This window comes from Hoyosella altamirensis, from assembly GCF_014191505.1.
Lineage (GTDB): Bacteria > Actinomycetota > Actinomycetes > Mycobacteriales > Mycobacteriaceae > Hoyosella > Hoyosella altamirensis.
Map to the genome: position 1 here is coordinate 11,516 of NZ_JACHWS010000001.1, position 13,811 is coordinate 25,326.

A 13,811-nucleotide genomic window follows, 5' to 3' on the forward strand; every position below is an offset into this window, starting at 1 on the left:
CAAGCATCCGTCGAGCCGGGATCGGGCCATAGGGTCCACGGTCAGCGATCGGAGGGACGGAAGTCCCTGAGCCCAGCCGTCGTACTCAAAGAAGCAGAAACCAGGACTGCTGCGCAGGTCTGAGTCACAGTTGTAGATGTGGGATACCTGATCGGCTTCGCACCCTGGATTGTGTACTGGATCCTGGTCGGCAACACGGGTTTCGTCCATGCGGTGGCGATCGCGCTGGCAATCGCGATTGCAGGACCGATCGTGCAGAGAATTCGTGGCGAGCGCCTGCATTCCCTGGACGTGGGGACTGTGGTCGTGTTCGTCGCGCTCCTCGTGCTCGCACTGCTTCTCAGCGACGCAGTGCTTGAACGCTGGCTGCAGCCGGTGAGCAACGCGGGACTGTTCCTCATATCGCTGGCTGGCCTCGCAGTGGGGCGCCCGTTCGTCCGCGAATACGCGGAGTCGGAAGTCGATGCACAGACCGCCGCCAGTGACGGTTTCCGGGTGATCACCACCGCGATGACTTGGATGTGGGTGGGCACGTTCGGCGTGATGACCGTTTCGTCACTGATTCCTCCCATTGTTGACGGAGACGCCACGATCCGGGATCAGGGCCACCTGCTATCCGTCATCTGCTACTGGGTGGTGCCATTTACCTTGGTTGGCATCGCTGGCCTCATCTCAGGGGTGTTTCCGCAGTGGTTCGACTCCCGATCGCGGTCGGTGTCGGCGCGAGACGCAACGCTGCCGATACGCGAGCAGCCGGTCCCGCCGAAAGATGTTGTTGACACACGGATTTCACTGTCCGTGCCGGACATCTCACGTCACGATTCGCCGTTTCCCGTGCGCGTCGAGGGATGCGCCAGCGGCACTGAGGTGCGAATTCAGACGAACGGCACCGATCTGTTCGGGCGGAAGTGGCGGTCTGCCGCAGTTTTTACCGCGCCTGTGGCTGGACCGCTGGATCTCGCATCCGCAGCACCCGTGTCGGGCGACTGGGCGGTAGCTGATGGTGACGCACCCATCTGGGCGATGCGACCCGCTCCAGCTGAGGGGCCGTCAGGAATGTTCGTCGCGCCGGCCGGAGACTGGCTCGTCACCGTCGAGGCAACATCGGGCAACGCGGTGGTTCGGCGGACGGTCGTGCGCCACGCGGCGCCATCCTCGGTGACTGTGACCGGGGAGGACATCGATGGCAGGGCTGGCCTGCTCGCGTTGCCGTCCGGTCCTGCTCCGTCCGGCGGCTGGCCTGCGGTGGTCTGCTTCGGGGGGTCGGAGGGTGGATGCGATTCTCAACGCCAGACGATCGCTATGTTTGCCTCGCGAGGGTTCGCCGCCCTCGCGTACAACTGGCTCGACGAGGGTGCGCCGGTGGCGCGGATTCCGCTCGAACGGTTCGTATCCGCAGTGAACTGGATGTCAAGCCGAGCCGATGTCGACTCGGACCGAGTGTCTGGGATCGCCATTTCTCGCGGAGCGGAAGGATTGCTCGCTGCGGCTGTCAGCAGCCCCCTCATCGTTCGAGCGCTCGTTCTGGTCAGTCCCAGCGCGGTGTCCTGGCAAGCCGTTGGGCCCGACGGTGAAATCGCGGACACGCCGTCATGGACGCTATATGGCGAGGGTTTTCCCTATGCTCAGTTGCCAACAGGTGCACTCATGCCGCAGCTTGTGCGTAACGCCTGGCGCGTGCATCGCGACATCGCCGCGGGCAGGCCCAGCCTGCTGAAACTCTGCCCCGCCTATCAGGCCGGGCTAACCGAACCGAACGGGGAAGCGGTGCTGCACGCCGAGAACGTACGCTGCCCCTTACTGTGCATTTCGGGCGCGGCAGACGCGGTCTGGCCGTCCGCGAGCATGGCGGAAATGCTGATCAAGCGCCGAAGCGGCGTCCCTCATGACCGACACATTGACTTCGCCGGCGCTGGACACGTATTCCGGTTCGGCCGCTTCCCCACAGACGCCTTGTGGGCGGAGGGAATTGCGTTCGGTGGCGAACGGCCCGCTCACGCAGCTGCGGAGCGTGAAGCCGCCGAACATGTCGTCCGGTTCATCGCCGAGGTTGCAGGTGACGTGAGGGCCTTCGGGCACGGCCAATGATCGGTCAAATTATTGGCCGTCAGTCGTGCCGGGCGTGCCGCCGACGGCGCCCTCTTCGCTGACGTGTTCTTTGGGTTGTTCAGGGTCGGTGCTGCCCTTAGCGGCATCGAATATCTTCTGCTGTTCGTCCCGGTCGTCAGGTACTTCTCGGTCCACGGTGTCCTCCGTTTCCGGCGCGGTCACTTTCGCCCCACCGTACGCGGATTTCGTTATGCGATGCGACCAGGTGAGCAGAGTTGCTCGAGGCGTAGTTTTGACTACCGTTCTGAATTGTCGCAACGCTTGCCGCAGCGCCCAGGAGCCGGCGCGGTGGTACGCAATGCCGATCACGATGCTCGCGACGAGCGCGGTCCACTTCCCGAACTCGTCGCGCACGAAGGGGAAGACCTGCCAGTGCGTCAGATAGATGTACAGGGAACTGTGCGCGACAAGCGCCGCGCCCCAGACGACCGGTGCGGGCAGCCGTACTGACCGCACCCACAGCAGCAGGAGCACGCCAGCGAGGACGAGAATTCCGCGCCGAGTGCCATCGAAATAGGTGGGCAAGAAGACTGCCGCGAGTGTGGTGACGAATGCGCGCTCTTGCCAGGTCCGAGCGGCCCAGGCTGCCCAGCCCAAAGTGAACACCCAGAAGGTAAGCGGCAGATACACCGCGTCTTTCGGTGCGATCGGATCCCACGGCAGCCCGTAGCGAAAAGCGATTCCCACGCCTGTGAGCGCCACTGGAAAGCCGAAAGGGTAGCACCGCTGGAGCCGCGCGACCGCGGGAAAGCTAAATAGGACCGCTGCACTCACCAGAATCAGTGCAAGGATCTCGATGAACCACAGCACCCCAGATGTGCGCGTGTGCGGGCCGACGAGTTTGTTGACGAGGAAGAGGTTGCTGACCTCGTACCAGTCAGTCGCCACATAGACCGCAGCTATCCAAGCGACTGACGGGATGGCGACGCCGCCAAGCGCCTTCAGTATGGCGCCGCGCCGGCTCTGGATTGACGATCCGCTGAGCGTGAAGCGCGCGAACATGTAACCCGCGACCGCGAGGAGAATGTGCGCACCGCCTAAGAATTTCCACAGCGGGACGTGCACCCCCACGATCGCGATGATTGCGACTGCGCGCAGCAGAATGGGTGTTTCGACGGTGCGAAGCCACGATGATCGTGGTCGCATCGCTGTTTCCAGCTGCGCGATCGACAGCGCGTGCCAATTTCGCGGGAGATTGCCGAGGAGTTTTTCGAGCCGAACAGACATGGTGACGTAGGAGAGCGAATTGCCGCCGAGTGTCGTGAAGCTGTCGTTCGGTGTGATCGTGCTGAGAGGGACGTTCAGCACATTGCTGAGAAGGTCGGCCACGTTCGACGCCTGCGGGCTGTCCGAACGGAGAGCGAGCACGGCCGGGTAGTTAGGTTTGCCGTTTTCAAGCCGGGGCAGTTCGGTGACGTCCGCGACGGTTATCGTCCAGCCGGGGAGCTTTGTGAAGCTGGCGACGCGCTGACGAACGCGCTCCGCGGCGCCGTTCGTGACGGCTACGACGAGGTGTTCGTCGGTTGCCGCGGCGAGAGCGGCCACGCCTTCCTCGCGGAGTGTTGCCTCGATGTGATGAAGGTCGATTCGCAACCCGAAGATCTTCGCGAATCTGCTGCGCCGTCCAACGATTTCATACAGCCCCTCCATCGTCCTTGTCGCGATGTCGCCGGTGCGTAGTTCTTCGAGGTCACGTCCGCGGCTGAGGTCGGATGGGTGCTGGGCATAGCCGAGCATCACGTTGGGTCCGGTGTAGACGAGTTCGCCTGTCTCGTGGCCATCAAACCCTTCGCACGCTGCGAGAGTGAAGGCTCCACCGGGAATTGGCACTCCGATTGCCTGCGGATGCTCGGCGGCACAAGAAGGCGGCAGATAAGCCATGCGCGCGGTTGCTTCCGTCTGCCCATACATCACGACCAGTTCCCACCCTCGCTGGCGCCCGAGTTGGGAGTATTTTCGCACCAGGCCGGGATCCATACGGCCCCCGGCCTGCGTGATGTAACGCAGAGTGGGCAACTCCATTTCGGTGAACCCTGCGCGTTCGAGCAGTTCGAACGTGTATGGGACCCCTGCCAGTGACGTCCCTCCGTGGCGACGGAACGTCTCCCAGAACCGTGGTTCGGCGACTGAATCATCTGTGAGCAGCAGACCCGCGCCGCGCAGCAGATAGCTGTGCAGGACCGAGAGCCCGTAGCAGTAATTCAGCGGCAGAGTTGTGACTGCTCGGTCCGATGACCGGATCGCGAGATATTCGGCGATGGAGTCCGCGTTGGCGTCGAGATTGTCATACGTCAGCCGCACAAGTTTGGGAGACCCCGTTGATCCTGACGTGCTCAAGAGAAGTGCGAGATCAGGGTGGAGTTCGTGAATGGATGCCGCGCGCCGGTCGACCCAGCCGGATTGCGCCGTATAGACGCTGTCCGGGTCGTAGGTCCGCAAAATGCGTTCGAGTGAGTCTGGGGAGTCGGGGGAGATGAGAATCACAGGCTGCGCGGCCCATAATGCGGCCAGGTACGCGATGATCGAGCCTGGCTCATTGGTGATTGACACGACGACGAGGCGGCGACCGTCGGCGAATCGCGCGGCCTCCTGGACGACCGCAGCAGCGAGTTCAGCATAGGAAAGAGTTCCTGAACTGTGTGCTAGAGCTAGGTTTTCGCCGTAACCCGCCAGTCCGTTGACGATTCGCGACGGCGTTACTTCGGTGAGGTTGCGCACCTGTGTCTCCTGAGTTCGCGTTGCCGGGGAATTATGACGCCCTTACTTGGGGCCTCCACAAGTCCACGCGGGGTGTCGACGGCTCGCAGATCGCGGCGGACTACGCTCCTTCTATGCCATATGTCTCACGCGAGGGCGACGTTTTTGTTCTGAACCTGGGCGCCGAGGGCGAACAGGCCGGCGAAAACCGGTTCCATCCGGATTGGATGGACGCGATTCATGCGAGCCTCGACGAAATCGAGGGATCCGAGGGGCCAGCTGCACTTGTCGTCACGTCGACCGGCAAGTTCTTCAGCAATGGACTCGACGTGGAGTGGATTTTCGGTCACCTCGACCAGTTGCCTGAATATCTCGATCGCACGCACTCCATCTTTTCTCGTTTGCTGACCTTTCCCATGCCGACGATCTCGGCAGTCAGCGGCCACGCGTTTGGTGCGGGCGCGATGCTCGCTATCTCTACTGACTTCCAGCTGATGCGCGAGGATCAGGGGTTCTTTTGCCTGCCTGAAGTGGACCTGAATATGCCGTTCACCGTCGGTATGAGCGCGCTGCTCAACTCCCGTTTGCCCAAGCAAACTGCGATTGAAGCGATGACCACAGGACGCAGGTACGGCGGTCCGGACGCGCTCGCAGCGGGGATCGTCCAGGCGACGAGTGACGCGACTGCGCTGCTGAGTTCGGCTGTAAGCCGGGCTGAGCAGTTGACGAGCAAGCGCGGCGCGAACCTAGGCGGCATCAAACGGAGTATCCACGGCGATCTGATTGGCGCACTGGAAACGAAAACCCGCGACACGAACTTCGCTTTCGGACAACAATAATTGGCGAGACACCAGAGGAGCATGCGTAGCTGTGAGGGAGATGATCGGCAAGTGGCTAGTCGCACACCGGGACGATCTCGTCCGGTGGCGACGCGAGCTGCACCGGCACCCCGAACTCGCGCGGGCCGAATTCCGGACGACCGCTTTTGTGGAGGACCACTTCAAAAAGGCGGGGCTGAATCCCGTGCGCTTTCCTGGCGGCACGGGGCTGTATTGCGATCTGGGACCGCCTGACGCACGTGGCAAGCGTCTGACGCTGCGCGCGGACATGGATGCTCTCCCTATGCAGGAACTTAACGACGCCGACTACACCTCCGACGTGCCCGGTGTCGCCCACATGTGCGGGCATGACGCGCACACCGCGATTCTTCTGGGCACAGGGCTGGCTCTCGCAAGTCTGCCGTCTCTGCCGCGCGGCGTGCGGCTCTTGTTCCAGCCCGCGGAGGAAGTCATGCCAGGCGGCGCGCTCGATGTGATCGCATCTGGTGTGATGAGTGGTGTCTCACGGATCTTCGCGCTGCACTGCGACCCCCGGCTCGAGGTAGGCAAGGTCGGGGTGCGCACTGGGGCGATCACGTCTGCCGCCGACCTCATCGAAATCGTGTTCTCGTCCTCTGGAGGGCACACGTCCCGGCCGCACCTCACCTCCGATCTCATCTACGCGATGGGTACGGTGATCACGTCGCTGCCGGGCCTGCTCGGGCGCCGGGTCGATCCGCGTTCCTCGACGGTGATGGCCTGGGGTGCGGCTAAGTCTGGGGACGCCGCGAATGCGATCCCTCGGGTAGGCGTGCTTCGCGGAACCGTCCGCACCGGTGACCATGCAACGTGGGCGCTGCTGGAACCACTCGTGCGCGAAATCGTCGCGTCAACTATGGCGCCGACCGGTGTGGATTACGAGATCAAGTACCGGCGCGGTGTGCCACCGGTAATCAACGATCCTGAATCGACCGCGATATTTCGCGCGGCGGTTACGGACGGCGACCCGACCGCGATCACGGAGACCGAGCAGTCTGGTGGTGGGGAGGACTTCTCCTGGTACCTCGAGCACGTGCCGGGTGCTATGGGGAGACTCGGCGTCTGGTCAGGCGAAGGTCCGCAGCGTGACCTGCATCAGCCGACGTTCGACATTGACGAGCGTGCTCTTGAAGTGGGGGTGCGCGTTTTCACGAGTTTGGTGCTACAGGAAGATTTGGATAACCAAGCCTTATATAGGTTAGGGTAGCCTCGTCGTAATTGTCTGGTTGTAGATGAGGAGCCCAGCGTGATCACACGCAAGCGTTTTACGACAGTCCTCGCGGCTGTCGCCCTAGCGGTTCCCCTCGCGGCATGCGGTTCGGACGAGCCGACGACCGCCGCGCCTGAGGGTGAAACCAACGGAGCAGCTGAGGAAACCACTCTCGTGCTGTATTCGGGGCGCAACGAGGATCTCGTCGCGCCGCTTATCGAGGATCTCGAAGCGGCCACTGGTGTGAGCATCGACGTGCGATACGGAAACACCGCAGAACTCGCCGCCCAGATCCTCGAAGAAGGCGCCAACTCTCCCGCTGACGTCTACTTTTCCCAGGATGCTGGTGCGCTGGGCGCGCTATCGCAGGCAGATCTGCTCGCGACGCTCGACGATGAGACTCTCGAACTCGTGCCGGAGCAGTACCGCGCGGGTGACGATACCTGGGTGGCCACATCCGGGCGCGCACGCGTAATCGCCTACGACAGCGAAGCACTTGACGAAGCAGCGGTGCCGGACACCATCGACGCTCTGGTCGAGCCTGAATGGCGCGGGAAAGTCGGCTTCGCACCGACCAACGCTTCGTGGCAGTCATTCGTGACCGCGCTGCGCGTTTCGCGCGGGGACGACGGCGCACGCGAGTGGCTCGAAGCTTTCCGCGATAACGAGCCGGTCAGCTACGAAAACAATAATGCGATTCTGACGGCGGTCAATGAAGGCCAGGTGGAGATCGGGCTCATCAACCACTACTACTGGTACAAGCTTGCGAAGGAAGAGGGTGCCGAGAGTCTCCGCGCGAACGTGAAGTACCTCGCCCCGGGTGACGAGGGTGCGCTAATCAACATTGCGGGCGTAGGTGTCCTTGCCAGTTCGCAGAACCAGGAAGCCGCCCAGGCGCTCGTGGCCGCGATGCTCGCCGAAGACGCCCAGCAGTACTTCCTCGACGAGACCTCCGAGTATCCCGTCATTGACGGGCTTTCCTTCACCGACGAAGGCCGCCCCCAGCTCGACGAGCTGCAGGGGCCAGATATCGACCTGTCCGACCTTGCTTCTCTCGAGGAGACGCAGGAGCTTCTGACTGAGGTCGGTCTCCTCTGATTTCGCTCGCCCGCAGGACCCAGCGCGGCCGCCCGGTAACCGGGCTGGCCGCGCTAGGTGTTGCGGCGCTCGCCGCAACACCGCTGATCTACCTCTTCATTCGCGCGTTCGAACGAGGCCCCGACGTTTTCTGGTCGGTCCTGACCCGTCAGCGGACCGCGGAGCTCTTCTGGCGCAGCTTCTGGCTTGCGCTCGTCGTCACGGTTGCGTGCATCATCCTCGGTTCGGTGCTCGCGTGGATCACTGTTCGATCTGACCTGCCAGGCCGCCGTTGGCTGGGCATCGCGTTCACCGTCCCGCTCGCTATTCCGTCTTACGTCCTGGGTTTCATCTGGATCGCGGAGTTCCCGCAGTTCGCCGGGTTCACTGGCGCGGTTCTGGTCCTGACGATCGCAAGCTATCCCTACGTGTTTCTCCCAGTCGCCGCCGCTCTTGCGGCAGCCGATCCAGCTGGTGAAGAAGTCGCGCAGACTCTCGGCAAAACGCGGTTAGGCGCGGTTCTTTCCGTCACGGTCCGGCAAGTGTGGCCAGCGGCGACCGCTGGGGGACTACTCGTCGCGCTCTACACGCTCAGCGATTTTGGTGCCGTCGCGCTGATGCGATACGAGGCGTTCACCGTCGCGATCTACACAAGCTACCGCGGATCTTTTGACCGCACGCCCGCCGCCATTCTTGGACTGATCCTCGCGCTTGCCGCCATATTGCTGACCATCGCCGAGCGTCGCGCACGCCGCGGGTATGCGGCGCGTATCGGGTCGGGAACACCGCGACGTGCCCAGCCCTTCACGCTCGGGAAGGCGCGCGGCGCCGTTTTCGCGCTCTCCGCGGCCGTGATCACTATCGGTGTCCTTCTGCCGTTCGCGGCTCTCGGGCGCTGGATCTACCGCGCCCAGCAGGTCAGTCCGCAATGGGACATGGTGATCTCGGCGGCCTGGTCGACAACCCGAATAGCCGGAGTCGCCGCGCTGATCACCACACTGGTGGCTTTGCCCGTCGGCGCCTATGCAGCCCGCTCAAGGTCAGTTGCGGCGCGGACTGCCGAGTCAGTCTCATATGTCGGTTTCGCGCTGCCAGGTATCACCGTGGGCCTAGCGATCGTGTTTCTGGGCATCCGAGTCTTGCCGCAGTGGTACCAGCAGGTGCCAATGCTGGTACTTGCCTACATTGTCTTGTTCCTACCGCTCGCTGTCGGGGCGATCCGATCCGCCGTCGCCGCAGTCCCGGAGTCACTTGAAGACGTCTCAGCAACGCTCGGCGAGCGGCGGTGGCGCACCAACCTCCGCGTTGTACTTCCGCTAGCGCTGCCCGGTGCAGCAGCGGGCGGGGCACTAGTTTTCCTCGCTGTGGCCAAAGAACTGCCCGCGACGCTTATGCTTAGGCCTACCTCAGTAGATACACTCGCTACCCGGCTATGGAGCCACACAGACGCACTTGCGTATGGAGCAGCCGCGCCGTACGCCGCTGCCCTGATCCTTGTAGCGGCGCTGCCCGCGCTGTTGCTCGGAAACGTAATGGGCTGGAAGTCTGCAGCACCACAGCTGCAGACAGAAATCGAGGCGCAAGCTAGCAACCGTCCGCCAGCACAGCGGGGGACGGCAGTGACAGAGGACGTGCACCAGTGAACGAGCGGCCAAGCGATCTGCAGGTGAAAGGGGTGACCGCCTCGTACGGCCGGTCACGCGTCCTTCATGATGTCTCGTTCGACGTCAATGAGGGAGAGCTCCTCGCGGTGCTGGGTCCTTCCGGCTGTGGCAAGACGACACTGCTGCGCGTGATAGCGGGTCTGCACCGCGCTGAAGCCGGCCTCGTAAGTCTGGGATCACGTGTCGTCGCGGACGGTAACGGGCGGCACATCGCGCCGGAGCGGCGCCACGTCGGCCTCGTGCCGCAAGAAGGCGCGCTGTTCCCACACCTGTCCGTCGCCGGGAACATTGCGTACGGCCTCGGGAACAGCCGAATGCGCAGAATGGATCTCAAAGCGCGCGCGTCGCGTCGAGAACAGGTCACCGCTTTGCTCGATCTAGTTGGCCTTCCGGGGACTGGGAAAGCGCGGCCTGCGCAGCTCTCTGGCGGTCAGCAGCAGCGTGTGGCACTGGCACGCGCCCTTGCGCCCTCGCCCGCTCTGGTCTTACTCGATGAACCGTTCAGCGCGCTCGACGCGGGACTACGGGCATCTTTGCGCGCCGACGTCCGAACTTTGCTGTACGAACGGAAAATGACCTCGATCTTGGTCACGCACGATCAGGACGAGGCGCTCGGCATGGCTGACCGGGTTGCGGTGCTGCTTGACGGCAGGATTGCGCAAATCGGAACGCCGGAAGACGTCTACCACAATCCGGTGTCACTCGAGGTCGGGCGCTTCGTTGGTGACTCAGTCGTCCTCGACGCGGATCCCTCGGCAGCGCCGAGCGGATGGGTGCGCACCCCGATCGGGTTCATCCCCGTTCTTGGTACGCCGAGTGGCCGCGGCAAAGTGCTGATCCGGCCTGAGCAAGTCGTATTCAGTTCCGCCGCCGAACCCACCGGACTGACCGTCACCAACGTGCGCTTCACCGGTCCGTCCACGCTGGTGACAGCCGCCACCGAAGACCGCAAGATCTGGGTGCGCGCACACTGCGCTGGAGACCGCCAGTTCACTCACGGCGAGGAAGTCAGCGTGGACGTGACGTCGTCAGTACCGTTCTTCGCGGACTAGCCGAACGAGGTCCCTGGGCCGACGTTGCGCGCTTCACGAGTTCTTATCCAGCGGACGTACTCGGCGGGTGCGCCTGCCTTCTCCGCCGCATCAGCCATGACACCGAGATACCGCGCCGATGGAAGACCACCCTCATAGGCGTCGAGGACATATAGCCACGCGAGTGCAGGTTCGCTGCCATTGATATCCACACGCACGCGAAGTTTCCGGTGAATGCCCATTTCGGCGCCTTCCCACCGGTCCATGCTTGATTCATCTTCAGGCGTCACGTCGTAGAGGACGACAAAGACGCGCGACGAGGGGTCTTCGACGACCGTGGCGAGGGCACCTTCCCAGCCAATATCGTCGCCGCCAAAGGTCAATCGCCAGCCGTACAACCAGCCGGTTCCCGCCATCGGCGAGTGCGGAGCACGGGACAACATCTGTTCAGGGTCCATGTTCGACCCGTACGCGGCATACAAGGGCACGGCGGCAAGCCTAGATCTTCTCGGTCAACATTTCAGCTGTCACGTCCCATCATCCCCGATATTGGTACCCGATTCGAGGCCGGGGTGCACGAGAGGTGTGACGACGCTATAGCGTAGGTGCCGATGACGAGGAACCCCGGGGCGACCTTGGGGCTTCCGCCCTTGGGAATGGAGGACAAACATGACCCGGATCGTGATCATCGGTGGCGGGCCAGCGGGCTACGAGGCCGCGCTTGTCGCAGCTCAGCACGGGGCCGATGTCACGGTTATCGATGCTGACGGCATCGGTGGGGCGTGCGTGTTGTTCGACTGCGTGCCATCAAAGACGTACATAGCCTCGACAGGTGTGCGCACAGATATGCGCCGGGCGGCTGCTCTGGGCATTGAACTCGATCCCGCGAACGTCGGAATTTCGGTGCCGCGGATCCATTCCCGCGTGAAAAGTCTCGCCCAGGCCCAGTCGTCCGACATCCGGGCACGTTTGCAGCGCGAAGGCGTTCGGCTGCTCAACGGCACCGGTCAGCTCATGGACACGGGTAAAGGGCTCGCTGCCCATAAAGTGCAAGCGACGCTGGCGTCCGGCGAGGAACTCGTACTCGATGCTGACTTCGTCCTGATCGCGACGGGCGCGTCACCGCGGATCCTGCCAAGCGCCCGCCCGGACGGCGAGCGGATCCTCACATGGAGGCAAATATACGACCTCGACGAACTGCCGGAGCACCTCATTGTTGTCGGGTCCGGCGTCACCGGTGTCGAGTTCGTGAACGCGTACACGGAGATGGGGGTGGAGGTTTCCCTCCTCACTAGCCGCGACCGCGTGCTGCCCAGCGAGGACGCCGACGCCGCGATGGTTCTCGAGGAATCACTCGCTGAACGTGGAGTGAACTTCATCAAGCACGCACGCGCCGATTCAGTGAAGCGCACCGATGACGGCGTACTTGTCCACCTGAGTGACGGCCGTACCGTCACTGGCAGCCACGCTCTGATGACGGTGGGTTCAATCCCGAACACAGAGTCTCTCGGTCTCGACGGTGTCGGCATCGAAGTGGATCCGGGGAGTTACATTCGCGTTGACCGTGTCTCGCGGACCAGCATCCCAGGTATCTACGCGGCGGGTGACTGCACGGGCCTGCTCCCGCTCGCGTCGGTGGCAGCCATGCAGGGCCGCATCGCCATGTATCACGCGCTCGGCGAGGGTGTGAACCCAATCAAGCTGAAGACCGTAGCCTCCGCGATCTTTACACGCCCCGAGATCGCCACCGTGGGTGTCGCACAGACCGCGATTGACGAAGGTCAGGTGCCTGCGCGGACTGTGATGCTGCCGCTGAATACCAACCCGCGGGCGAAGATGATGGGGTTGCGCCGGGGCTTCGTCAAGATCTTCTGCCGCCCAGCGACAGGTGTGGTCATTGGTGGCGTGGTGGTAGCACCCGTTGCCTCAGAGTTGATCCTGCCCATCGCGATGGCCGTGCAGAACCATTTGACTGTTACCGACCTCGCGTCGACGTTCTCTGTGTACCCATCTCTCTCGGGGTCAATCAACGAGGCTGCCCGCCAGTTGATGCGTCACGACGATCTGGACTAGTCGCGCTCCTTCACGATGGATGCGCCGCACTAGTTATGTGCAGTCGCGGTAGAAGCAACTAACGTCGCTGCACATTTCCAGTGCGGCCAGTCCTATGCGGCGGGGACCCAAAGCCTGGTTGGCCGCTGCTGGCGATATGCCTCATCAAGAGCCCTCCGTATGCGCTGGATAAGCCGCTCAGGGTGTGCCAGGTCCGCCCAGGTCCATCGGATCACGATCCAGCCCGCCTCGCGTAATGCATCTTCGCGCAGCTTCTCACGGACAACGGCGTCGGCGCTCGTCTCGCCAGGCCTCAGGTGTGAGCTGTATTTGACCCGGCCGTCGAACTCCCCGATTACACCCTCGTCGAACAGAAAGTCGACGCGGGCGAGCACTGCACCACGTTCATCGACGACACGAGCCTGCACGTGCATGCCCGGGAACTCGGTATGTAACAGGACTCGGCTTCGCGATTCACCGACGCTTTCGCTGCGGCCATCGAGGAACTCCACAACTCGGCGCGCGGCTTCGATCCCGTTCCTGTTCACGGCGCGCTCGAGGCACTTCATCAGGTCGGTCTTTGACACCAAGCTGCGATTCAGGGCTGCGTCGCCGACAACTACCGCGTGTTCGAACGGAACGGTGCGGGCGATATCCACGATGGTGCGTTGAGGGGTCGTGAGCGCAACGCCCTCTTTTCTGGTGACATCGGAGGGGGAGAGAGGAGCGACATGAATGGTGCGCGACCGTTCGGTTCGGCCTCCTCCGTTGCCCGGCCGCGAGAGGTGTACGCGGTCCAGGGGCAAATCCCATATCGGCAACCCCCACATTGCAGCTGCGGAGACATGACTAACCACGGTCGACCGATTCTGCACGCTGTCTATCGCGTCAAATGTACGCAAAACGTGTTGGTGCTCAGGAGTGAGCGCTTCCCACACGTCGCTGCGCACGTAACAGTTGCGCCGCAACTGCACGAACTCACGTTTCCGCCGGTTTGCCCGCCGCTGCGACGACGTGAGATTCCTGACGAGGAGTCCCCTGTGCGGGGAGAAGTTCGATGTCACGCAGGCAATCTTGTATCAAATCTGGCTGTGACCGCGGAAGTTATCCACAG

The 13,811-nt window shown here is 62.9% G+C and carries 10 protein-coding genes; 7 read left to right on the forward strand and 3 right to left on the reverse strand.

From position 1 onward, the window contains the following. Positions 1 to 138 precede the first annotated feature (138 nt). The gene (locus FHU29_RS00075) at positions 139 to 2,088 is read left to right on the forward strand and encodes an acyl-CoA thioesterase/bile acid-CoA:amino acid N-acyltransferase family protein (RefSeq protein WP_064440616.1); all 1,950 of its coding nucleotides are present in this window, start codon (positions 139 to 141) and stop codon (positions 2,086 to 2,088) included. A 9-nt stretch (positions 2,089 to 2,097) separates the two neighbouring features. On the opposite strand, the gene FHU29_RS00080 is transcribed toward FHU29_RS00075, so the two are convergent. Continuing rightward, positions 2,098 to 4,827, reverse strand: coding sequence for an AMP-binding protein (locus FHU29_RS00080; protein ID WP_064440617.1), 2,730 nt, complete (start codon positions 4,825 to 4,827; stop codon positions 2,098 to 2,100). Between the two features lie 113 nt (positions 4,828 to 4,940). Here FHU29_RS00080 and FHU29_RS00085 point away from each other — a divergent pair, with 113 nt between their 5' ends. The 5 genes from FHU29_RS00085 to FHU29_RS00105 all read left to right on the forward strand — a co-directional run bounded on the left by FHU29_RS00085 (position 4,941) and on the right by FHU29_RS00105 (position 10,666). Then, positions 4,941 to 5,645, forward strand: a complete 705-nt coding sequence (locus FHU29_RS00085; protein ID WP_064440750.1) for an enoyl-CoA hydratase-related protein — start codon at positions 4,941 to 4,943, stop codon at positions 5,643 to 5,645. 40 nt (positions 5,646 to 5,685) lie between these two features. Next, positions 5,686 to 6,870, forward strand: a complete 1,185-nt coding sequence (locus tag FHU29_RS00090; protein WP_064440618.1) for a M20 family metallopeptidase — start codon at positions 5,686 to 5,688, stop codon at positions 6,868 to 6,870. 39 nt (positions 6,871 to 6,909) lie between these two features. Beyond that, positions 6,910 to 7,971 (forward strand): iron ABC transporter substrate-binding protein, encoded by a 1,062-nt coding sequence (locus FHU29_RS00095; RefSeq protein ID WP_064440619.1) that lies wholly within the window; start codon positions 6,910 to 6,912, stop codon positions 7,969 to 7,971. Between the two features lie 98 nt (positions 7,972 to 8,069). Beyond that, entirely contained in the window at positions 8,070 to 9,593 is a 1,524-nt protein-coding gene (locus tag FHU29_RS00100) for an ABC transporter permease (protein ID WP_423785866.1), read from the forward strand. Continuing rightward, positions 9,590 to 10,666: an ABC transporter ATP-binding protein gene (locus FHU29_RS00105; RefSeq protein ID WP_064440620.1), complete on the forward strand. Its 1,077-nt coding sequence runs from the start codon at positions 9,590 to 9,592 to the stop codon at positions 10,664 to 10,666. Before FHU29_RS00100 ends, FHU29_RS00105 begins: the two co-directional genes overlap by 4 nt. Here FHU29_RS00105 and FHU29_RS00110 read toward each other — a convergent pair. Beyond that, positions 10,663 to 11,133 (reverse strand): gamma-glutamylcyclotransferase family protein, encoded by a 471-nt coding sequence (locus FHU29_RS00110; protein ID WP_064440621.1) that lies wholly within the window; start codon positions 11,131 to 11,133, stop codon positions 10,663 to 10,665. The genes FHU29_RS00105 and FHU29_RS00110 overlap by 4 nt on opposite strands. 181 nt (positions 11,134 to 11,314) lie before the next feature. Between FHU29_RS00110 and FHU29_RS00115 the strand changes: the two genes are divergently transcribed. Then, positions 11,315 to 12,718, forward strand: a complete 1,404-nt coding sequence (locus FHU29_RS00115; protein ID WP_064440622.1) for an NAD(P)H-quinone dehydrogenase — start codon at positions 11,315 to 11,317, stop codon at positions 12,716 to 12,718. A gap of 92 nt (positions 12,719 to 12,810) precedes the next feature. On the opposite strand, the gene FHU29_RS00120 is transcribed toward FHU29_RS00115, so the two are convergent. Beyond that, positions 12,811 to 13,761, reverse strand: coding sequence for a hypothetical protein (locus FHU29_RS00120; protein WP_157095142.1), 951 nt, complete (start codon positions 13,759 to 13,761; stop codon positions 12,811 to 12,813). Positions 13,762 to 13,811 lie beyond the last annotated feature (50 nt).

Bases quoted from the DNA above. Each gene is read 5' to 3' on its own strand.
- FHU29_RS00115 (WP_064440622.1), top strand. From the start codon at position 11,315: ATGACCCGGATCGTGATCATCGGTGGCGGGCCAGCGGGCTACGAGGCC.
- FHU29_RS00085 (WP_064440750.1), top strand. From the start codon at position 4,941: ATGCCATATGTCTCACGCGAGGGCGACGTTTTTGTTCTGAACCTGGGC.
- FHU29_RS00090 (WP_064440618.1), top strand. From the start codon at position 5,686: ATGATCGGCAAGTGGCTAGTCGCACACCGGGACGATCTCGTCCGGTGG.